Origin of the sequence: Nocardioides sp. (assembly GCF_051876515.1) — a bacterium.
Classification (GTDB): Bacteria; Actinomycetota; Actinomycetes; order Propionibacteriales; family Nocardioidaceae; genus Nocardioides.
Genome location: NZ_JBJEHY010000184.1, coordinates 1 through 20,025 on the forward strand (window position 1 = coordinate 1; position 20,025 = coordinate 20,025).

General features: G+C 71.7%; 16 protein-coding genes. 8 read left to right on the top strand and 8 right to left on the bottom strand.

The window, feature by feature from the left end:
* Together ACI379_RS13555 and ACI379_RS13560 are read right to left on the bottom strand one after the other, a co-directional pair.
* A partial coding sequence (locus ACI379_RS13555) for a hypothetical protein (RefSeq protein WP_439792621.1) occupies positions 1-257 on the bottom strand: 257 nt, incomplete at its 3' end.
* Positions 258-277: 20 nt separating this feature from the next.
* On the bottom strand, positions 278-1,792 hold the full coding sequence (locus tag ACI379_RS13560) for a hypothetical protein (RefSeq protein WP_439792622.1): 1,515 nt from the start codon (positions 1,790-1,792) through the stop codon (positions 278-280).
* 228 nt (positions 1,793-2,020) lie between these two features.
* On the opposite strand from ACI379_RS13560, the gene ACI379_RS13565 reads away from it, so the two are divergent.
* The gene (locus tag ACI379_RS13565) at positions 2,021-3,838 is read left to right on the top strand and encodes a hypothetical protein (protein ID WP_439792623.1); all 1,818 of its coding nucleotides are present in this window, start codon (positions 2,021-2,023) and stop codon (positions 3,836-3,838) included.
* Positions 3,835-5,451: a glycosyltransferase gene (locus ACI379_RS13570; RefSeq protein WP_439792624.1), complete on the top strand. Its 1,617-nt coding sequence runs from the start codon at positions 3,835-3,837 to the stop codon at positions 5,449-5,451. Before ACI379_RS13565 ends, ACI379_RS13570 begins: the two co-directional genes overlap by 4 nt.
* Before the next feature lie 72 nt (positions 5,452-5,523).
* On the opposite strand, the gene ACI379_RS13575 is transcribed toward ACI379_RS13570, so the two are convergent.
* The 4 genes from ACI379_RS13575 to ACI379_RS13590 form a co-directional block, all read right to left on the bottom strand.
* Entirely contained in the window at positions 5,524-6,705 is a 1,182-nt protein-coding gene (locus tag ACI379_RS13575; RefSeq protein WP_439792625.1) for a nucleotide sugar dehydrogenase, read from the bottom strand.
* A gap of 41 nt (positions 6,706-6,746) precedes the next feature.
* Entirely contained in the window at positions 6,747-8,753 is a 2,007-nt protein-coding gene (locus tag ACI379_RS13580; RefSeq protein WP_439792626.1) for an FAD-dependent oxidoreductase, read from the bottom strand.
* Positions 8,754-8,985: 232 nt separating this feature from the next.
* Positions 8,986-9,516 (bottom strand): PadR family transcriptional regulator, encoded by a 531-nt coding sequence (locus tag ACI379_RS13585; RefSeq protein WP_439792627.1) that lies wholly within the window; start codon positions 9,514-9,516, stop codon positions 8,986-8,988.
* Positions 9,517-9,545: 29 nt separating this feature from the next.
* Entirely contained in the window at positions 9,546-9,809 is a 264-nt protein-coding gene (locus ACI379_RS13590) for a hypothetical protein (RefSeq protein ID WP_439792628.1), read from the bottom strand.
* A gap of 109 nt (positions 9,810-9,918) precedes the next feature.
* Here ACI379_RS13590 and ACI379_RS13595 point away from each other — a divergent pair, with 109 nt between their 5' ends.
* From ACI379_RS13595 to ACI379_RS13605, 3 genes are all read left to right on the top strand, one after another.
* Positions 9,919-11,085 carry a CaiB/BaiF CoA transferase family protein gene (locus ACI379_RS13595; protein WP_439792629.1) on the top strand — a complete coding sequence of 389 codons (1,167 nt, stop codon included), beginning with the start codon at positions 9,919-9,921 and terminating at the stop codon, positions 11,083-11,085.
* A gap of 153 nt (positions 11,086-11,238) precedes the next feature.
* Positions 11,239-11,661: a pyridoxamine 5'-phosphate oxidase family protein gene (locus tag ACI379_RS13600; protein WP_439792630.1), complete on the top strand. Its 423-nt coding sequence runs from the start codon at positions 11,239-11,241 to the stop codon at positions 11,659-11,661.
* 10 nt (positions 11,662-11,671) lie between these two features.
* Positions 11,672-13,153: a flavin-containing monooxygenase gene (locus tag ACI379_RS13605; RefSeq protein WP_439792631.1), complete on the top strand. Its 1,482-nt coding sequence runs from the start codon at positions 11,672-11,674 to the stop codon at positions 13,151-13,153.
* 37 nt (positions 13,154-13,190) lie between these two features.
* On the opposite strand, the gene ACI379_RS13610 is transcribed toward ACI379_RS13605, so the two are convergent.
* Positions 13,191-14,249: a YdcF family protein gene (locus ACI379_RS13610; protein WP_439792632.1), complete on the bottom strand. Its 1,059-nt coding sequence runs from the start codon at positions 14,247-14,249 to the stop codon at positions 13,191-13,193.
* A gap of 81 nt (positions 14,250-14,330) precedes the next feature.
* On the opposite strand from ACI379_RS13610, the gene ACI379_RS13615 reads away from it, so the two are divergent.
* Positions 14,331-15,395 (top strand): LLM class flavin-dependent oxidoreductase, encoded by a 1,065-nt coding sequence (locus ACI379_RS13615; protein ID WP_439792633.1) that lies wholly within the window; start codon positions 14,331-14,333, stop codon positions 15,393-15,395.
* A gap of 317 nt (positions 15,396-15,712) precedes the next feature.
* Here the strand turns inward: ACI379_RS13615 and ACI379_RS13620 are convergent, their stop codons facing one another.
* Positions 15,713-16,441 carry a MerR family transcriptional regulator gene (locus ACI379_RS13620; protein WP_439792634.1) on the bottom strand — a complete coding sequence of 243 codons (729 nt, stop codon included), beginning with the start codon at positions 16,439-16,441 and terminating at the stop codon, positions 15,713-15,715.
* A gap of 77 nt (positions 16,442-16,518) precedes the next feature.
* Here ACI379_RS13620 and ACI379_RS13625 point away from each other — a divergent pair, with 77 nt between their 5' ends.
* On the top strand, positions 16,519-17,730 hold the full coding sequence (locus tag ACI379_RS13625) for an acetyl-CoA C-acetyltransferase (RefSeq protein ID WP_439792635.1): 1,212 nt from the start codon (positions 16,519-16,521) through the stop codon (positions 17,728-17,730).
* 33 nt (positions 17,731-17,763) lie between these two features.
* Positions 17,764-19,974 carry a 3-hydroxyacyl-CoA dehydrogenase NAD-binding domain-containing protein gene (locus ACI379_RS13630; protein ID WP_439792636.1) on the top strand — a complete coding sequence of 737 codons (2,211 nt, stop codon included), beginning with the start codon at positions 17,764-17,766 and terminating at the stop codon, positions 19,972-19,974.
* Positions 19,975-20,025: the final 51 nt, after the last annotated feature.

Sequence of the window (20,025 nt, forward strand, 5' to 3'; positions counted from 1 at the left end):
GGCGGGGGCAGCGCCGGGAGCTCGGGCGGCGGCGACGCCGGGGCGCGGCGTGCGGCCCGGCGCCCCGGCCGTACGACGGTCTCGTCGAGCGGCAGGGCGTCGCTGACCATCGTCTCCTCCGGCAGCGTCGCCACCGGGCGTACGGCGGTCGCGGGCGGGGGGACGGGAAGGGTCGCGGGCGTCCCGCACGCGGTGCAGAACGCCGTGCTCACCGGCGTGCCGCAGGACGTGCAGAACCTGGGGGTGGGGGTGCTCATGCTGGTGTCAATCGTGGCTGTCACTCGTAGGAGGTGATGGTGTCCCCGTCGACGACCAGCACCCGCTCGTCGGTGGCACGCGGGTACGCCTGCGTGGACGCGTCGGTGTCGAGCGACCACTGCTCCTCGCCGTCGATCGTGTGCAGCGTCAGGACGCCCTCGTCGAGCTGGTAGAAGCCCGAGCTGAGCGGGTACGCGGTCCCGCTGAAGTCGGCGACCTTCTCGCGCTCGAGGTCGAGGATGGCGTGCTGGTCGTAGTCGACGTAGTAGTCCTGGCCGTCCTGGGCGAAGGCGTACGTCGAGAGGACGAACGTGTCGGGGGACAGGGTGGTGCGGTCGAGCTCGCCCTCGGCGTCGAACCAGACGACCTCGCCCTCCTCACTCTCCTCGTTGTCGGAGACGTACGCGAGGTCGCCCCCGACGGCGGTGGGGAAGTCGAAGTTGTCGAGCCCCTCGACGGTCCAGATCTCCTCGCCGTCGTCGGGGGAGAACGCCTTCGTCATCGTGTGGCCGTGGACGAGGACCTGGCTGTCGGTCTCCGCGATCCGCACGAGGTCGTACTCGCCGTCGACGTCGACGCCGGTGTCGACCGTCCACGTGGGCTCACCCTCGCCCAGCGGCCGCTTGACGAGCTCCGAGCCGTTGGTCACGTAGATGGACCGGCCGCTGACGTCGTAGTCGTCGGCCGGCATGGCCCACAGCTCCTCCCCGTCGGTGTCGAAGGCGCCGACGAACCGCTCGCCGGAGTCCTCGTCGTAGGAGTAGCCGATGAGGTACGTGTCGTCGACCAGCTCGTACATGGAGAAGTGGTCGTTGTTCCACAGCTCCTCGCCGGAGTCCAGGTCGTACACGGTGCTCGTGGTGTCGCCGCCGAACTCGGGGATCGTCGCGACGATGCCGGCCTTCTTGCTCACCGCGGTCGGGTAGGTGCCCTCCTCGGTACGCCACACCTCCTCCCCGTCCTCGCCGATGCGGGCGATGCCGGTGTGCTCGGCGGCCCCGGCGATGACGACGTCGTCGTCGACGACCACGCTGAGCGAGTCGGCGCCCTCGCGGGTCCACTCCCACGTCAGGGTCGGCTCGTCGCTCACGGGTGCGGGGAGGTCGGCCCCGCCGCCCGACCCGCCGCCGCCCAGCCGGGTGGCGGCGAAGATGCCGCCGCCGACGACGACGAGGGCGAGCGCGGTGCCACCGACCACGAGGGCGGTACGGCGGCCGCGCCCCTGCGGAGCGGTCGGGGCGGCGTACTGTCCGGTGAGCTGCTGGCCGGGGTACTGCCCGGGGTACGGCTGTCCGGGGTACGGCTGGCCGGTGAACTGCTGTCCGGGATAGCCCTGCTGCCCGTACGGCCCGGGCTGCGGCGGGTACTGCTGCGGCGCCTGCGGGTAACCCGGCTGCGGCGGGTACGGCTGCCCGTACGGCTGCTGCGGGACCTGGGGAGGCGCGGGCTGCACCGGGATGAGCGGCGCGCCGCACCGTGCGCAGGGACCGCCCGTGGCCGGCTGCTCCAGCCCGCAGTTTCCGCAGTACGACATGGCGCCGCTCCTCAGTCCTTCTCGGCCCACCGTGGGCAGCGCCGCACCGTGGCGGCAGCTCGTGACAGTTCCGGGGCCTCCGCAGCCGTGACCGTCCACGTGCGCGGGGAAGCCCCCGGCCCTTCTGCCCACCTGCGAGCGGGTTGAACCGGATTCGGACGGGTCCGTTGCGCGTTCCGGCGTCGACGCCGGGCGGTCTAGGCTGGACCGCATGCAGGAGCGGGGGCAGTGAGTGGACGCCGGTGGCGTGACGCGGTGACGCGTCGCGCGCGCGGGTCCGAGGCTGTCCCGCCGGCGGACCCGTGGCGCTCGTTCCGGTCGCCGCGCCCGATGCTGGTCCTCCTCGACGACCGTGAGGGGTTGCCGCCGGTGGTCCTGCCCGAGGTCGGCGACGGCGGCGCCGTGGTGCGCCTGAGCGAGCTGGACGGGTCGGTCCGGGGGCGCGGGACCTCGTCGGTGCTGGTGGTGACCGAGGACCGCGACACGCTGCGCTCGCTGGTCCAGGGGCTCGGCCGGATGGCGCGGGCGCGCGTGGTCAGCTGCCACCTGTACGGCACCAACGAGCCCCTCGTGGTGCGACCGGCGCCGGAGTGGCCGCCCCTGGCGGCCAGCGAGAGCCGGCAGCTGGGCGACGGCATCATCACCACCCTGCGGTTCACCGCTCCCGTACGCGCCCGGGCCGTGCTGGTCCAGGTCGCGCGGCAGGCCCTGCCGGGCGGACGCGAGATCCCCGGTGGCGGCCTCTTCCTCGACGCTGCCTCCCCCCGCCCCGTCGACGGCCTCCCGGTGACGGCCAAGGTCACCGGTCCGCGTCGACCCGTCGAGGGGGAGGCGGCGCGCGACGTACCGCCGGACGTGATGGTCGCGGCGCAGGGCGGTCCCACGCCGGTGCTGCCGACCTCCCCGATCACCGGCCGCGCCCCGCTCGTGGTGGCCGCGCCGACGGTGGCGCCGTACGACGAACGTCTGGTCAACCCGGTCGGCTGGCTGGCTGCGTGGGAGCGTCCCGTCGCCGACGTGGACACGCTCGGCCTGGGCACCCGGCTGCGCCCCGCCGCCGTGGCGGGCCTGCGCGACCTGCAGGGCGTGCGCGTCGAGCTCGGCCGTACGCCCCCGGCGACCGTCGTGGGCCTGGCGATGGCCGGCGTGCCCCTGCTGACCACCGGCTCCGACCCCGCCCTGTCGCCCGCGCTGGCTGACGCCCTCGCCGCGCCCTGCGACCTCGACGACACCCTCGCCCGCGAGGAGCGCAGCCTCGCGGTGCGCCGCGCCGCGCTCGAGACCCACTCGACCCGTGCCCGGGCGCGCGACCTCGCCGGCGGTGCCGGGGTCCGGTTCGCCGGCGACCCGTCCGTCAGCGTCCTGCTGTCGACGAAGCGCCCCGACAAGGTCGAGTTCGCCCTGGGCCAGGTGGCCCGCCAGGACGTCGAGGTGGAGGTGGTCCTGGCCACCCACGGCTTCGAGGTCGACCCCGCCCGCGTCGCGGACCTGCTGGGGGACCGACCGCACCGGGTGGTGCCGTTCGCCGCGGACACCCTGTTCGGGGACGTCCTCGACGGCGCCTCGCGTGCCGCCTCGGGCGACCTGCTGCTCAAGATGGACGACGACGACTGGTACTCCCCGCGGTTCGTGCGCGACCTGCTGCTGGCCCGGCGCTACGCCGACGCCGACCTGGTCGGCACCACCGCCGAGTTCGTCTACCTGGCCGAGGTTGACCGCACCGTGCGCCGGATCCAGCCGTCGGAGCAGTTCCACCGTTTCGTCGCGGGCGGCTCGATCATGCTCGACCGGGTGCTGCTGCGTGAGCTGGGCGGCTTCCGCCGTACCCGCAAGTTCGTCGACGCCCAGCTGCTCCGTGCGGCCGGTGACGCGGGCGTCCGGGTGTACCGCACGCACGGCCTCGGTTACCTGCTGCGACGGGAGGCCACCGGCCACACCTGGGAGCAGGATGTGGAGGAGTTCCAGCGACCTGAGACCATCTCTGGGCAGTGGCCCGGTCTGAGGGCGAGTGTCGAACTGGAGCTGACCTCCGAGGAGAGTGTGTGAGGACCTGGTCCCAGCCGTTGGTGCCGCGCAACGACTGGAGCGCTCTCGACGTGCCCGCGCTCGACACGTACGAGCCGCGCCTGTCGGTGAGCGTCGTCATCCCGGCCTGGCAGGCCGAGCGGTCGCTGCCGTACGTGCTGGCCGGCCTGGCCGCGCAGACGTACCCGGCCGAGCTGCTCGAGGTGGTCGTCGTCGACGACGGCAACACCGCGGGTGTGGAGCTTCCCGAGGTCCGTCCCGGGCGCACCCGGGTGGTGCGGGTGGAGTCCGGATGGGGGCGCGCCAACGCGCTCAACACCGGCGCGGCCGCCAGCGGGGCAGACGTGCTGCACTGGCTCGACTCCGACATGCTGCTCGACCGCGACCACGTGCGCGCCCAGCTGCGCTGGCACCACGTCGTCGACTACGCCGTGGTGCTGGGCACGAAGCGGTTCGTCGACCCGGCGCCCCTGTGGAGCCGTACGCCCGCCGAGGTGCGCGACCTCGTCGCCGCCGGGCGCGACGGCGAGATCTTCGCCGACGTCGAGCACGAGGCGCACGACTGGGTGGACCGGATGTGGGCCCGCAGTGACGACCTGCGCGGCGCCGGCACCCGCGGGTTCCGCAGCCACGTGGGTGCGACCGCCTCGGTGGCCCGCGACCTGTTCACCTCGGTCGGCGGGCTCGACGGCACCCTGGTGCTGGGTGAGGACATGGACCTGGGGCACCGCCTCGCCGAGGCGGGTGCGGTGCTCGTCCCCGAGCACGCCGCCAGCTCGTGGCACCTGGGCCGCTCGACCGTGATGGGCCGCCGCGACGAGGTCAACCGGTACAACGACGCCGCCCTGGTCAACCTGATGCCCGGACTGCGCAGCAAGCGGCACCGCCGCGGCCGCGTCTACGAGGTGCCGTACCTCGAGGTGGTCGTCCCCGCCCGCGGGCACGCCGACGAGGTCCGCGGCTGCGTCGACGCCGTCCTCGCCTCGACCCTGGACGACCTGAGCGTCGCCCTCGTCGGCCCGTGGGACCAGCTCACCGACGAGCGTCGTTCCCCGCTGGGTGACCCGCTGCTCGAGGCGCGGATCCTGGAGCGGACCTACCGGCACGACCCGCGGGTGCGACTGTGCACGCAGGAGCCGGAGCGTACGCCGAGGGTGCCGCACCGCATCGTGCTGGCCACGACCGCGTACGCCCCGCTGGGCCCGGCGCTGCAGGCCCTCGTCGAGGACCTCGAACGCACCCAGCACGCCGAACGCCGACTCGTCGACGCCTCGGGTGACGAGGTGGCCGTCCTGCGGGCCAGCGCGGCCGTGGCGCGGGCGCTCCGTGTGGGCGCCGAGACTGAGGACGAGGTCGCCGCGGCGCTCGACGAGGCGTACGGGCGCAGCACCCTGGGGGTCACCGACGCCGGTTGGGTGCCCACCACCGAGCGTCGGGTCGCGCGCTTCCGCGGGCCCGTCGAGGGGCCGTGGGACCCGGCGGAGTCGCGCGCGGTGTTCGACCGCGCGGTCCGTCGGGGCCCGAAGGTGGAGCCGGCCGAGCAGGCGGCGCCGGCGGGAGAGCCCGCGGGGGAGCCTGCCGCGGAGCAGGGTGTCGAGGCGCCCGTACGACGCTGGTGGCAGCGCAGGCCCTGAGCCCACCTCGTCGGTCGAGCCTGTGCGTCGGTCGAGCCCACCGGGCCCGACGGGCTCAACCCCGCGAGAGGCTCAGTCGGAGCCGAACAGGTCGCGCGTGTAGACCTTCTCCGCGACGTCGGCGAGCTCGGGGACCATCCGGTTGGCCACGATCAGGTCCGCCGAGGCCTTGAACGAGGCGAGGTCGTGGGTGACCTCGGAGCCGAAGAAGCTCTCCTCGTCGAGCTCCGGCTCGTAGACGACGACGGTGATCCCCTTGGCCTTGAGCCGCTTCATGATCCCCTGCACCGAGGACTGCCGGAAGTTGTCGGAGCCGGCCTTCATGATGAGGCGGTGGATCCCGACGACGCGGGGGTTGCGGGCCAGGATGTCGAAGGAGACGAAGTCCTTGCGGGTGGTGTTGGCGTCCACGATCGCCTTGATCAGCGTCTGCGGCACGTCGGAGTAGTTGGCCAGCAGCTGCTTGGTGTCCTTGGGCAGGCAGTAGCCGCCGTACCCGAAGGACGGGTTGTTGTAGTGCTGGCCGATCCGAGGGTCGAGGCCGACGCCGTCGATGATCTGCCGCGACGACAGGCCGCGGGCGATGGCGAAGGAGTCGAGCTCGTTGAAGAACGCCACCCGCATCGCCAGGTAGGTGTTGGAGAACAGCTTGATCGACTCGGCCTCGGTCGGCTCGGTGAACAGCACCGGCACGTCGTCGACCTCGGAGCCGGCGACGAGCAGGTCGGCGAAGCGCCGCGCCCGCTCGGAGTGCTCCCCGACGACGATGCGCGACGGGTACAGGTTGTCGTGCAGCGCCCGGCCCTCGCGGAGGAACTCCGGCGAGAAGATGACCCGGTCGGTGCCCAGACGCGTACGGACGTCCTCGACGAACCCGACCGGGACTGTCGACTTCACCACCATCGTCGCCTCGGGCGCCACGGCGGTCACGTCACGGATGACGGCCTCGACCGAGGAGGTGTCGAAGTAGTTGGTGTGCGGGTCGTAGTTGGTCGGGGTCGCGATCACGACGAACTCGGCGTCCTCGTACGCGGTGCGCGGGTCCGTGGTGAAGGTCAGGTCGAGCGTCTCGGTCGCCAGGAACCGCGAGATGTCGTCGTCCTGGATGGGGCTGGTGCCGCCCTGCAGGAGCGCGACCCGGTCGGCGTCGAGGTCGAGACCCACCACCCGGTCGTGCCTGCTCAGCAGCACAGCCACCGACAGCCCGACGTACCCGAGCCCCGCCACCGCGATCTTCGTCCCCACGGGGAGCATTGTGCCGGATCAGGGGCCCGACGGGCAGGGAAGAACCGGGGTCAGAGCCCGGCGACCACGCGTGTGCCCTGCTCGATGGCCCGTTTGGCGTCCAGCTCGCCGGCCACGTCGGCACCCCCGATGAGGTACCAGTTGTCGCGGGGTTCCCACACCTCGCGCACGGACTCCTGTCCGGCGCAGACGACCACGGTGTCGATCTCGATCACGCGCTGCTCTCCTCCCACGGTGACGTGCAGACCGGCGTCGTCGATCCGGTCGTAGGTGGCACCGCTGATCTGGTGCACCTGGGCCTTCTTGAGACCTGCTCGGTGGGCCCATCCGGAAGTCTTGCCCAGGCCGATCCCGATGGGAGACGTTTTCCTCTGAATGATCGTGACTTCGCGCACTGGACCAGACAGTTTGGGCTCGGTGAGGCCGCCACGGTCGAGGGCGGGATCGCCCACGCCCCACCGCGCCATCCACTGCTCGGTGGTCTCGGGGCGGTGGGTCAGCCAGTGGCTGACGTCGACGCCGATGCCGCCCGCGCCGATCACCGCGACGCGGTGGCCCGGGACCGCGGCACCGCTGAGGACGTCGGCGTACGAGACCACGCTGGGGTGGTCGATGCCGTCGATCAGGGGGGTGCGGGGGCGTACGCCGGTGGCGACGACCACCTCGTCGTACGGCTCGAGGTCGTCCGCGCCCGCCTCGGTCCCGAGCCGCACGTCGACGCCCAGGACCTCCAACCGGCGGCCGAAGTAGCGCAGCGTCTCGGCGAACTCCTCCTTGCCGGGCACGGCCATGGCGAGGCGGAACTGGCCGCCGATCTCGGGTGCCTTCTCGTACAGGGTGACGGCGAAGCCGCGCTCGGCGGCCGAGGTGGCTGCGGCGAGTCCGGCCGGCCCGGCGCCGACGACCGCGAGGGTGCGCTGGCGGGGCTGCGGGAGGGGGAGGAGGACCAGCTCGGTCTCGCGGGCGGCGCGTGGGTTGACCAGGCAGGAGACCGGCTTGTTGGCGAAGACGTGGTCCAGGCAGGCCTGGTTGCAGGCGATGCAGGTGTTGATCTCGTCGGCGCGCGCCTCGGCGGCCTTGACGACGAAGTCCGGGTCGGCCAGCAAGGGGCGGGCCATCGAGACGAGGTCGGCCTCCCCGGCGGCGAGGATCTCCTCGGCCAGCTCGGGGGTGTTGATCCGGTTGGAGGCGCAGACGGGAACGTCGACGGCGGCCTTGATCCGGGCGGTGTACGAGCGCCAGGCGCCGCGCGGGACCTGGGTGATGATCGTGGGGACGCGGGCCTCGTGCCACCCGATGCCGGTGTTGAGCACGGTGACGCCGGCGGCCGCGAGGCGCTGGGCGAGCTCCTCGGTCTCCGCCCACGTCTGGCCCTCCTCGACCAGGTCGAGCAGGGAGATCCGGAAGACGACGGGGAACCCGTCGCCGACGAGGTCGCGGGTGCGGCGCACGATCTCCACGGGGAACCGCATCCGGTTCTCGGCGCTGCCGCCCCAGACGTCGGTGCGCTGGTTGGTGCGTGGGGCGAGGAACTGGTTGACGAGGTAGCCCTCGGAGCCCATGATCTCGACCGCGTCGTACCCGGCCCGCTTGGCCAGGGCGACCGACTGGGCGAACGCCGTGGCGGTGCGGTCGACCTCGCGCGTGGACATGGCGGCGGTCTTGAAGGGCGTGATCGGGGACTTGCGGGCCGAGGAGCTCTGGCTGAACGGGTGGTAGGCGTACCGGCCGGCGTGCAGCACCTGCAACGCGATCGCGCCACCCTCCGCGTGCACGGCGTCGGTGACCTGGCGGTGGCGGTCCGCGCCGCGGGTGCTGGTCATCTGGGAGGCGAACGGCTTGAGCCAGCCGCGCCAGGTGGGTGCGAAGCCGCCGGTGATGATGAGGCCGACCCCGCCGCGGGCGCGGGCCGCGTAGAACTCGGCCAGCTTGGGCAGGTCGCGCGCACGGTCCTCGATGCCGGTGTGCATGGAGCCCATCACCACGCGGTTGCGCAGCGTCACCGCGTCGGCTCCCGTGCCGAGGGTCAGTGGGCTGAGCAGGTGGTCGTACGTCATCGGGCGCTCCTGGGGTCGTCGTCCCGAGGAGTCTGGCCCAGTTGGGCTGGGTATGCAACTAGTTGCATTGGTGGGGTGCGCCACGTTGGCGGTGCGTCATGCGTACGGCCGGAGCTGGACCTGCGTGTCATGCGGATCCGCCCCTATAGGTGTCGTTGTGCATGACGGAGGGATCCCACGGGAGCCTTCGTATGACGCAGAGGCACCGCCGCCTGACGGACGGACGCGACCCTCACGCCCAGGCGGCGAGGTACTCCTCGAGCCACTCGATCCAGAACTCCTCCATCCGTACGCCACCCCGCAGCACGAGGTACTGGTCGAGGGTGTGGCCGGTGAGGGTGGAGGGGTCCGGGTAGTCCCGTACCTGCAGGGAGCGGTAGTGCTCCAGGCGGAGCCGGTGGTCGGCGAGGTTGGCGCGCAGGTGCTCCAGCAGGGGGCCGCGGTCGCCGAAGGAGGCGCCGCGCATCTTGACGGCCAGCTCGGAGCGGAACGGTTCGACCGGCATCGGCTCGGCCAGCCAGGCCGCGAGTGCGTCGGCGCCGGCGGCGGTCACCGAGTAGACCTTCTTGTCAGGCTTGCCGGTCTGGGCGACCGCGTCGACGCTGAGCCAGCCGTCGGCCTCCATGCGCCCCAGGACCCGGTAGATCTGCTGGTGGGTGGCGTGCCAGAAGAAGCCGATCGACCTCGAGAACCGCTTCGCCAGGTCGAGACCGGCCGCCGGTCGCTCCGAGAGCGCGACGAGGAGGGCGTGTTCGAGGGCCATGTGCACATCGTTGCACCCGCAGCGGGTGCTCAGTCCTCGTACCCGGGCGGGACGTGGCGCAGCCGCTGCTCGGGCTCCAGCCCGTCGTGTGGCGTGCTCGGGTCGGCCCACCGCGCCCCGGTCGCGAGCCAGGCGCGACGGTGTGCGCGGGCGCCGTCGGGAGCGCAGTCCTCGTACCCTGCCTCCACGCCGCAGCACGGGCAGATCCAGTACGTCGGCTCCAGCTGCGAGTCGCCCCAGGGCGGCTCGCCCCAGTCGTACCCGCACACCCGGCAGTTGTCGGCTCCGGCCACGGCGACATCCTGCCCGATCCGGGCCTCGGACGGGCGGCCGTGCGGGCGGGACGGAACAGGACGGGACAGCCCCTTCCGACCGTGACAGTGGAAGTGTCATGATCGGCCCATGACTGAGCGCGAGATCACGCTGAACCAAGGCACCGGACCCCTCCAGGGCGTCAAGGTCGTCGAGATTGCCGGCATCGGCCCGAGCCCGCACGGCTGCATGATGCTGGCCGACCTCGGCGCCGACGTGATCCGGATCGAGCGCCCCGGCGGCCAGATGCTCACCGGCGGCGCGCACGACCTGCTCAACCGCGGCCGCCCGTCCGCCGCGCTCAACCTCAAGGACCCCGAGGCCATCGAGACCGTCCTCACCCTGGTCGAGGGGGCCGACGTGCTGGTCGAGGGCATGCGCCCGGGTGTGCTGGAGCGTCTCGGCCTGGGCCCCGACGTCCTCCTGGCCCGCAACCCGCGGCTCGTCGTCGCCCGCATGACCGGCTGGGGCCAGGACGGTCCGCTCGCCCAGGCCGCCGGCCACGACATGAACTACGTGTCGATCACCGGGTCGCTGTACGGCCTCGGCCAGGACAAGGCGCGTCCGCACTTCCCGACCAACCTGCTCGGCGACTTCGGCGGCGGCTCCACGTACCTGGTCATCGGCATCCTCGCCGCGCTCCTGGAGGCCCGCACCTCCGGCAAGGGGCAGGTCGTCGACGCGGCGATCGTCGACGGCACCGCCGTCCTCAACGCCATGACCACCTCGATGCTGCACGGCGCGACGAAGCCCGAGGAGCGCGCCGCCGGACTGCTCGACGGCGGCACGCCGTACTACGACATCTACGAGACCTCCGACGGCAAGCACATGTCGGTGGGTGCGCTGGAGCCGCAGTTCTACGAGGCGTTCCTCGACCTGCTCGAGATCCGCGACACCGCGCCCGACCGCTACGACCCGGCCAACTACGACGAGCTGCGCCGCGTCATCACCGAGAAGTTCCTCTCCCGCACCCAGGCGGAGTGGATCGAGCTCTTCGAGGGCACCGAGGCGTGCGTGGCCGGGATCATCCCGATGGCCGAGGCCGTCAAGCACCCGCACCTCGTGGCCCGCGGCACCTTCGTCGAGCGCGACGGGCAGGTACAGCCGGCCCCGGCCCCGCGGTTCTCGCGTACGGAGGCCACCCTCGGTCTTGCGCCCGCCCCGACGCCCGGGGCCGACACCCGCGCCGCGCTGACTGCGTGGGGCGTCGCGGACGTCGACGGCCTCGTCGAGCGGGGCGCCGCCGTCCAGTCCTGACGAGGTCTCGACCGCCTTGCGCCCAGCTGGCCCAGCGGTAGGGTCCTGCGGGTGCCCGCCGGATCCTCTCCACAGGCATCTGGGGGACCCTGTCTGTCCACATCAGGACGTACGACCCTCGTGCGTCCGAGCACCCCGGCCTAGGGTCGAGACATGGAAGAGCCGATGACCGAGATGACCCCCCAGGAGTGCTGGGACTTCCTGCGCGAGCAGGAGTTCGGGCGGCTGGCGTTCCACCTGGCCGACGAGGTCCACATCACCCCGATCAACTACGCCGTCGACCACGAGACGCTGCTGTTCCGCACCGCCCCTGGCTCCAAGCTGCTGGGCATCGTGATGAACGAGGACGTCGCGTTCGAGATCGACCAGTACACCGAGACGCACGCGACGAGCGTCATCCTGCGTGGGCGCGCACGCCTGCTGGAGGAGGACGAGGCGCACCGCAGTGACAACCTGCGGCTGCGGCCGTGGGTCGACACGGAGAAGTACAACGTGGTCGAGATCCTGCCCACGCAGGTGAGTGGTCGGAACTTCGACCTCGACCGGCCGTGGCTGCACATGGTGCCCCGGCGCTGAGGGGCCGCAGATGGTGACCACGCCGCCCGAGCACGTCGACGTCCTGATCGTCGGTGCCGGGCTCTCGGGGGTGGGTGCCGCCGCCCGTCTCGCCCAGTCCCAGCCGTCCCGGTCCTACCTCGTCCTCGAGGCGCGTGACGACCTCGGTGGCACCTGGGACCTCTTCCGCTACCCGGGCGTCCGCTCGGACTCCGACATGTACACGCTCGGTTACCGGTTCAAGCCGTGGCGCGGCGACCGGGCGCTGGCCGACGGGCCGTCGATCCTCGACTACGTCCGCGAGACCGCCGCCGAGTACGGCGTCGACCGCCACATCCGCTACCGCCACCGGGTCACCCGGGCTGAGTGGTCCAGCGACACCGCGAGGTGGACCGTCACCGTCGAGGTGACGCCGTCGGCCGACGACCCGCGCGGACGCACCACCCAGCGCACCGTGACGGCAGCCTTCCTGTGGGCGACCACGGGCTACTACTCCTACGACGAGCCGTACACGCCCGAGTTCCCCGGGAGCGAACGCTTCACCGGGACGGTGATCCACCCGCAGCACTGGCCCGAGGGGTTCGACCACACCGGGAAGCGGGTCGTGGTCATCGGCTCCGGTGCCACCGCCGTCACGCTCGTCCCGGCGCTCGTCGAGTCCGGTGCCGGGCACGTGACGATGCTGCAGCGCTCGCCGACGTACGTCCTGTCGATGCCCCGCGTGGACGGCATCGGGGTCGCCCTGCGCCGCCGCCTGCCGGCCGGGGCCGCGTACGCCGCCACCCGCTGGAAGAACATCCTGGGCCAGCGGGCTCTGTACGCCGCCTCGCGCCGCTGGCCGGGGCCGGTGCGCCAGCTGATCCGCAAGGGCAACGTCGAGCTGCTGCCCGAGGGGTACGACGTCGACACCCACTTCAACCCGCGCTACGACCCGTGGGACCAGCGGCTGTGCCTGGTGCCCGACGGGGACCTGTTCAAGGCGTTGGGCAGCGGGTCCGCCGACGTCGTGACCGACACCATCGAGACGTTCACCGAGACCGGCATCCAGCTGACCTCGGGGGAGCACCTCGACGCCGACGTGGTCGTGACCGCCACCGGGCTCACCCTGCTCGCGTTCGGTGGCATCGAGCTGGTCGTCGACGACGACAAGGTGGAGCTGCCTGACCACGTGGCGTACCGGGGGCTGATGCTGTCGGAGGTGCCCAACTTCGCCTTCACCATCGGCTACACCAACGCCTCGTGGACGCTCAAGGCCGACCTCGTCGCCGAGTACGTCTGCCGTCTGCTCGACAGTCTCGACGAGCGGGGGGCCACGTCCGTGGTGCCGCGGGCGGAGGCCGGGCTGGGCACGACCCCGTTCATGGACTTCCAGGCCGGGTACGTCCTGCGGGCGTTGCAGTCCCTGCCCACCCAGGGCGACCGGGAGCCGTGGCTGCTCGAGCAGAACTACCTGAGCAACATCCGCCTCATCCGGCGGGGGTCGCTCGACGACGGGGTGCTGGAGTTCCGCTGAGGGTGGTCCAGGCGGCCCGGACAGGAGTCCGGATGGCTCACTGGCCGAGCGACGGCGACAGCGAGACGGCGGTCAGGGCCACCACCAGGGCCAGCCAGAGGCCGACGAGTGCGGCGTGCAGCACCAGGTGCTGGCGCATCACCGCGACCCACTCCCGCAGGAAGGCGCTCGGCACGTAGTAGGCGGCCGTACGTGCGCCGTGCACGCGGGCGTCCATGCCGAGCTGCCGGGTGAGCAGGGCGGTGCGGAACACGTGGTAGCTGGTGGTCACCACGAGCACCGGGGCGTAGGGGTCGGGCATGAGCGCGCGGCTGAGCAGCAGGTTCTCCCGCGTGGTGCGGGCCCGGTCCTCGACGAGGATCCGTTCCGGCTCCACGCCGCGAGAGCGCAGGTGCTCGGCCATCGCGACGCCCTCGGCCACGTCCTCGTCGGCCCCCTGCCCGCCCGACGGGATGATCACCGCAGGCGGGTCCTGGGCGGCGGCCACCTCGACCGCCTTGTCCAGCCGGGCCGCGAGCAGCGGCGGCACCCGGCTGCCGATGAGACCGGAGCCCAGGACGATCACGTGCGAGGCGCGGAAGCTGCGCGGCACCCGGCGGTACGCCAGCGCCGAGACCAGGAAGACCAGGAAGCAGGAGCCCAGGTACGCCGCCGCCCCCACGAGGAAGACGTCCGTGGCGACGACGACGATCTCTGCCGTGCTGGAGCCGGGCTCCACCCAGCCCAGCAGGGCCAGCACGACGACCAGGCCGATCATCCCCAGCCCGGCCAGCCCCGAGAGCAGGTTGCCCAGCGAGCGCGACTCGCGCCGCCACATCGCGACCCCGTTGGCCACCAGGAACAGGGCGAGCACCGGGTAGCCCAGCAGTGGCAGCGCGACGACCGCGAGGAGCACCAGCACCTGCCAGGTGCGGGCGCTGCCGTCGTCGTTGGAGGTCAGCACGAGCAGGGTGGGGAAGGCCAGTGCCAGGCCGAGCAGCACCAGCACCGAGTTGCTGAGCCGACGACGCTCCAGCAGGAACCCGACCACGCCGAGGGTCACGACGCCCACGCCCAGGGCGAACAGAGTCCAGGTGAACCACACGGCGTCATCCAAGCACGCGGCGTACCGTCCGGGGCGGAGAGGGAACACCGCCCCGACCGCGGTGGTTGAACCCTTGACCACTCAGGAGGACAGATGAGCGACCGCCCCACGTACGACCGCCTCGGGACCCGCGAGCACCCCAGCCTCGGGCTCGACACCTTCGGCGACGTCCCGCTCGACGGCGCGCCGGGCAACCACGCCGAGACGCTGCGCGAGGTCGTGGCCGAGGCCGTGCTGGCCGACCGGGTGGGGGTGGACTACATCGGGCTCGGCGAGCACCACCGCGCCGACTACGCGATCACCGCCCCCGAGGTCGTCCTCGCCGCCATCGCCGGGCAGACCTCGCGGATCCGGCTGGGCACCGGCGTCACCGTCCTCTCCTCCGACGACCCGATCCGGGTGTACGAGAAGTTCGCGACCCTCGACGCCGTCTCGAACGGCCGGGCGGAGGTGCAGCTGGGGCGGGGCTCGTTCATCGAGTCGTTCTCGCTGTTCGGTTACGACCTGGCCGACTACGACCGGCTGTACGCCGAGAAGCTCGACCTCTTCGCCGCCCTGCAGGCCGAGAAGCCGGTCTCGTGGCAGGGGACCTTCCGTACGCCCGTCGAGGACAAGCAGGTCTACCCGACCACCGCCGCCGGTCTCCCCGCCTGGGTCGCCGTCGGTGGCACCCCGGAGTCGGTGGTGCGCGCGGCCGAGTACGCGATGCCGCTCGTCCTGGCCGTGATCGGCGGGTCACCGGCCGGCTTCGTCCAGTTCGCCGACCTGTACCGGCGCGCGCTCAAGGAGTTCGGCCACCCCGAACTGCCGATCGGCATGCACTCGCCCGGCCACGTCGCCGCCACCGACGAGCAGGCCCGCGAGGAGCTGTACCCGCACCAGGCCGAGCTGTACACGCGCCTGGGCCGCGAGCGCGGCTGGGGCCCGTACAGCCAGATCGCCTTCAACCAGGCGGCTGGACCGCAGGGCGCGATGTTCGTGGGCTCGCCCGACACGGTGGCCGCCAAGATCGCCTGGTCGGTCAGGACGCTGGGCCTGTCGCGCTTCCAGCTGAAGTACTCCGTCGGCGCGCTCCCGCACGAGCAGCGGATGGAGTCGGTCCGGCTGTACGGCGAGGAGGTCATCCCGCGGGTGCGCCGCCTCCTGGCTGCTGACTGAGCCCGGACTGACGGAGCCCGGACTGAGCCCCTGCTCCACGTAACGCGCAGCATCCCCGCAGCCCCGCTCCTCCACTCCAAGTAACGCCCCGCATCCCCGCACCCCCGCGCCTCCACTCCAAGTAACGCGCAGTTATCCCCCCGCAGCCCCGCTCCTCCACTCCAAGTAACGCGCAGTTATCCGTACGACGTGGCCCGCATTGCACCGGGGTCGAGGTGATAACTGCGCGTTACTGCGAGACGGGGGCTGGGTGGTGCGGGGGGGGGCGGGTGGTCCGGAGGGGCGGTGGTCGGGGCCGCGGGACCGTCCGGCACGAGTCAGGTCGCGCGCTTCGCGATCCCCTCGCGCTTCGCCTCGTCCATGGCCGCCTCGTACGCCGCGACGAGCGACGCGATCGAGAGGGGCTTGAGCCGCTCGACGACCTCGGTGAGGCGCTCGGGGCTGGAGGTCGACTCCTTGTACGCCGGCCAGACCATGGTGCGGAAGACCTCGTACAGCTCGTCGGCGATCTGCCGGCCGTGGGCGCCGTAGATGCGGGCGGAGGCGATCGCGGCCTCGGGAGGGAAGCCGAGGTCGAGCAGGCTGATCCCGACCGACAGCTGGGAGACTGCGACCCGGTAGGCGCCCTCGACCTCGCGGACGATCCCGAGCGCGGCGAGCGTCTCCAGGTCGGCGTCCGACAGCTCGCGGCCGGTGCGCAGGCACAGCTCGGCGCGGTCCATCTCGACCGGCATGTCGGCCGACCAGGGAGCGAGCATGGTGCGGTGCAGCGCGATGTCCTCGGGGCTGGCGGCTGCGGGGATGTTGGAGACGTACCCCTCGATCGCGCTCAGTGTGAACCCGTGGCTCTGCAGCTCCTGGACGAGCTCGAGCCGCGCCAGGTGGTCGGCGGAGTAGAAGCCCTGCCGGCCCTTGCGGATCGGGGAGGGGAGCAGGCCCCGCGTGGTGTAGAAGCGGATGTTGCGCACGCTCATGCCGGACCGCTCGGACAGCTCGTCGAGGGTCAGCAACGTCTGCTCGGCGTCGCCCTCTCCAGCGTGGCTCATGGGTTCCTCTCGCTCGATCCGGTGTGGCGTGGACCACAACCTGTTCATTCTGACAGTAATGGTGTCACAATCGCGGCATGGCAGAAGCATTCGTCTACGACCACATCCGCACGCCCCGCGGCAAGGGCAAGGCAGCGGGCTCGCTGCACGAGGTGAAGCCGATCGACCTGGTCGTCGGTCTTCTCGAGGAGATCAAGGTCCGCAACCCTGATCTCGACCCCCAGCGCGTCGACGACATCGTGATGGGTGTCGTCAGCCCGGTCAGCGACCAGGGTTCCGTGCTCCCCAAGACCGCCGCCCTCAAGGCCGGTTACCCGGACACCGTCGCCGGCGTGCAGCTGAACCGCTTCTGCGCCTCGGGTCTGGAGGCCGTCAACCAGGCCGCCGGGCGCGTGCGCGGCGGGTTCGAGGACCTGATCCTCGCCGGCGGCGTCGAGTCGATGTCGCGCGTCCCGATGGGCTCCGACGGCGGCCCGTGGGCCACCGACCCGGCCACCGCGTTCAAGTCCTCCTTCGTGCCCCAGGGCATCGGCGCCGACCTGATCGCCACCCTCGAGGGCTTCTCCCGCGAGGACGTCGACGCGTACGCCGCCCAGTCGCACGCCCGTGCCGCCAACGCGTGGGCCAACGGCTGGTTCGACAGCGCCGTGGTCCCGGTCAAGGACCTCAACGGCCTGACCGTGCTGGACCGCGACGAGACGATCCGCCCCGGCACCACCGCCGAGAGCCTCGCCGGCCTCAAGGCCTCCTTCGCCGGCATCGGCCGCGACGCGGGCTTCGACGACCTGGCGCTGAGCAAGTACCACTGGGTCGAGAAGATCAACCACGTCCACCACGCCGGCAACTCCTCGGGCATCGTCGACGGCGCCGCGCTGATGGCGATCGGCTCCGAGCAGGTCGGCAAGGACCTCGGCCTCACCCCACGCGCCCGCGTCATCGCGACCGCCGTGTCGGGCGCCGACCCGGTCATCATGCTCACCGGCCCCGCCCCGGCCGCCCGCAAGGCGCTCGCCAAGGCCGGCCTGACCGTGGACGACATCGACCTGTTCGAGATCAACGAGGCGTTCGCCTCGGTCGCCATGCGCTTCATGAAGGACATGGGCATCTCCGACGAGATCACCAACGTCAACGGTGGCGCCATCGCCATGGGCCACCCGCTGGGTGCGACCGGCGCGATGATCCTCGGCACGCTCATCGACGAGCTCGAGCGTCGCGGCCAGCGCCGCGGCCTGGCCACGCTGTGCGTCGGCGGCGGCATGGGCATCGCCACGATCGTCGAACTTGTCTGATCCCGGACCCGGACTTTTCAAGGAACTCTTCACATGACTGAGAACGCATCCGCCGTCCGCTACGAGAAGGACGCCGACGGCATCGTCACCCTGACGCTGGACGACCCCACGGCCAGCGCCAACACCATGAACGACCTGTACAAGTCGTCGATGGCCGCGGCCGTCGAGCGCCTGTACGCCGAGGTCGACGACGTCACCGGCGTCGTCGTCGCGAGCGCCAAGAAGACCTTCTTCGCCGGCGGCAACCTGAAGAACATGATGGGCGTGGGCCCCGAGGACGCTGAGGCGCTCTTCGAGGCGACCGAGTCGATCAAGGCCACGCTGCGCCAGCTGGAGACGTACCCGCGCCCGGTCGCCTCCGCGATCAACGGTGCCGCGCTGGGTGGTGGCTTCGAGATCTGCCTGGCCACCAACCGCCGGTTCCTGGTCGACGATCCCAAGGTCGAGGTCGGCCTGCCCGAGGCGAGCCTGGGCCTGCTGCCCGGTGGCGGCGGCATCACTCGCGCCGTACGGCTCCTGGGCCTGCAGCCCGCGCTGATGGACGTCCTGCTGCCGGGCACCCGGTTCAAGGCGGCCGCCGCGCTGGAGAAGGGCCTGGTCGACGAACTGGTGCCGACGCGCGAGGAGCTCGTGCCGGCTGCGAAGCAGTGGATCCTGGCCAGCAAGGACGACGAGAACGCCGCGAAGAACCCGTGGGACCGCCCGGGCTACAAGATGCCCGGTGGTTCCCCGAAGTCGCCGGCCCTGCAGGGCTTCCTGCCGGCGTTCCCGGCGCTGCTGCAGAAGCAGCTGAAGGGGGCGGAGTTCCCGGCGCAGAAGGCGATCATGTCGGCTGCCGTCGAGGGCGCGAACGTCGACTTCGACACCGCCTCGCGCATCGAGACCCGCTACTTCATCTCGCTGGTCACCAACCAGGCCGCGAAGAACATGATCCAGGCGTTCTTCTTCGACATGTCCGCCATCGGCTCGGGGTCGCTGCGTCCGCAGGGAATCGACCGTTGGAAGGGCACCAAGGTCGGCGTCCTGGGCGCCGGCATGATGGGCGCTGGCATCGCGTACTCGTGCGCCCGTGCCGGCATGCAGGTCGTCCTCAAGGACGTCTCGGTCGAGAACGCGGAGAAGGGTAAGGCGTACACGGCCAAGCTCAACGAGAAGGGTGTCCAGCGCGGCAAGCTGACGCAGGAGAAGGCCGACGAGCTGCTCGGCCGCATCACCGCGACCGCCGAGGCGGCCGACCTGGCCGGCTGCGACCTGGTCATCGAGGCAGTCTTCGAGGACGTCGCGCTGAAGCAGAAGGTGTTCGCGGAGATCCTCCCGCACGTCAACGCCGACGCGCTGCTGTGCTCGAACACCTCGACGCTGCCGATCAGCGAGCTGGCTGCCGGGCTCGAGGGTGCCGCCGACGCGGCCTCGCGGTTCATCGGCCTGCACTTCTTCAGCCCGGTCGACAAGATGCCGCTGGTGGAGATCATCCGCGGCAAGGAGACCTCCGACGAGACGCTGGCCAAGGCGTACGACGTGGTGCAGCAGATCCGCAAGACGCCGATCGTGGTCAACGACAGCCGTGGCTTCTACACCTCGCGCGTCATCGGCGTGCAGATCAACGAGGGTCTGCGGATGCTCGGCGAGGGTGTCCAGCCCGTCTCGATCGAGCGTGCCGCGACCCAGGCCGGCTTCCCGGTCGGGCCGCTGCAGATCAGCGACGAGCTCAACATGGAGCTGATGGTCAAGATCCGCAAGGCCACCGCCGCCGCCAGCGCCGAGTCGGCCGCCGCGGTCGAGGCCGACCCGTCGACGACGGTGGTCAACCGGATGGTCGAGCTGGGCCGTTCCTCGCGCCTGGTCGGCAAGGGCTTCTACGAGTACGACGAGAACGGTCGTCGCGCGGGCCTGTGGTCCGGCGTGTACGAGGAGTTCCCGCCGGCCGCCGAGCAGATCCCGTTCGCGGACGTGAAGGACCGGATGCTGTTCGCCGAGGCGCTGGAGACCGCGAAGTGCTTCGAGGAGGGTGTCATCACCTCCTCGGCGGCCGCCAACATCGGTTCGATCATGGGGATCGGCTTCCCGCCCGCCACGGGTGGTGCCGCGCAGTTCATCACCGGCTACATCGCCGCCGACGGCTCGACCGGCCTGGAGGCGTTCATCAAGCGCGCCGACGAGCTGGCCGCTGCGTACGGCGAGCGGTTCGCCGCCACGCAGTACCTGCGTGACCTGGCGGCCAAGGGCGAGTCCCTGCCGGCCTGAGTGCCGTACGCCTGACGCGGGCGCCGTACCCCTCGGGGTGCGGCGCCCGCT

What these genes read in the sequence shown, in the direction of transcription:
- ACI379_RS13620 (WP_439792634.1), bottom strand. Translation starts at nt 16,441, where the DNA reads ATGAGCCACGCTGGAGAGGGCGACGCCGAGCAGACGTTGCTGACCCTC.
- ACI379_RS13575 (WP_439792625.1), bottom strand. Translation starts at nt 6,705, where the DNA reads ATGCTCCCCGTGGGGACGAAGATCGCGGTGGCGGGGCTCGGGTACGTC.
- ACI379_RS13625 (WP_439792635.1), top strand. Translation starts at nt 16,519, where the DNA reads ATGGCAGAAGCATTCGTCTACGACCACATCCGCACGCCCCGCGGCAAG.
- ACI379_RS13630 (WP_439792636.1), top strand. Translation starts at nt 17,764, where the DNA reads ATGACTGAGAACGCATCCGCCGTCCGCTACGAGAAGGACGCCGACGGC.
- ACI379_RS13605 (WP_439792631.1), top strand. Translation starts at nt 11,672, where the DNA reads ATGGTGACCACGCCGCCCGAGCACGTCGACGTCCTGATCGTCGGTGCC.
- ACI379_RS13615 (WP_439792633.1), top strand. Translation starts at nt 14,331, where the DNA reads ATGAGCGACCGCCCCACGTACGACCGCCTCGGGACCCGCGAGCACCCC.
- ACI379_RS13595 (WP_439792629.1), top strand. Translation starts at nt 9,919, where the DNA reads ATGACTGAGCGCGAGATCACGCTGAACCAAGGCACCGGACCCCTCCAG.
- ACI379_RS13560 (WP_439792622.1), bottom strand. Translation starts at nt 1,792, where the DNA reads ATGTCGTACTGCGGAAACTGCGGGCTGGAGCAGCCGGCCACGGGCGGT.
- ACI379_RS13585 (WP_439792627.1), bottom strand. Translation starts at nt 9,516, where the DNA reads ATGGCCCTCGAACACGCCCTCCTCGTCGCGCTCTCGGAGCGACCGGCG.
- ACI379_RS13580 (WP_439792626.1), bottom strand. Translation starts at nt 8,753, where the DNA reads ATGACGTACGACCACCTGCTCAGCCCACTGACCCTCGGCACGGGAGCC.
- ACI379_RS13600 (WP_439792630.1), top strand. Translation starts at nt 11,239, where the DNA reads ATGGAAGAGCCGATGACCGAGATGACCCCCCAGGAGTGCTGGGACTTC.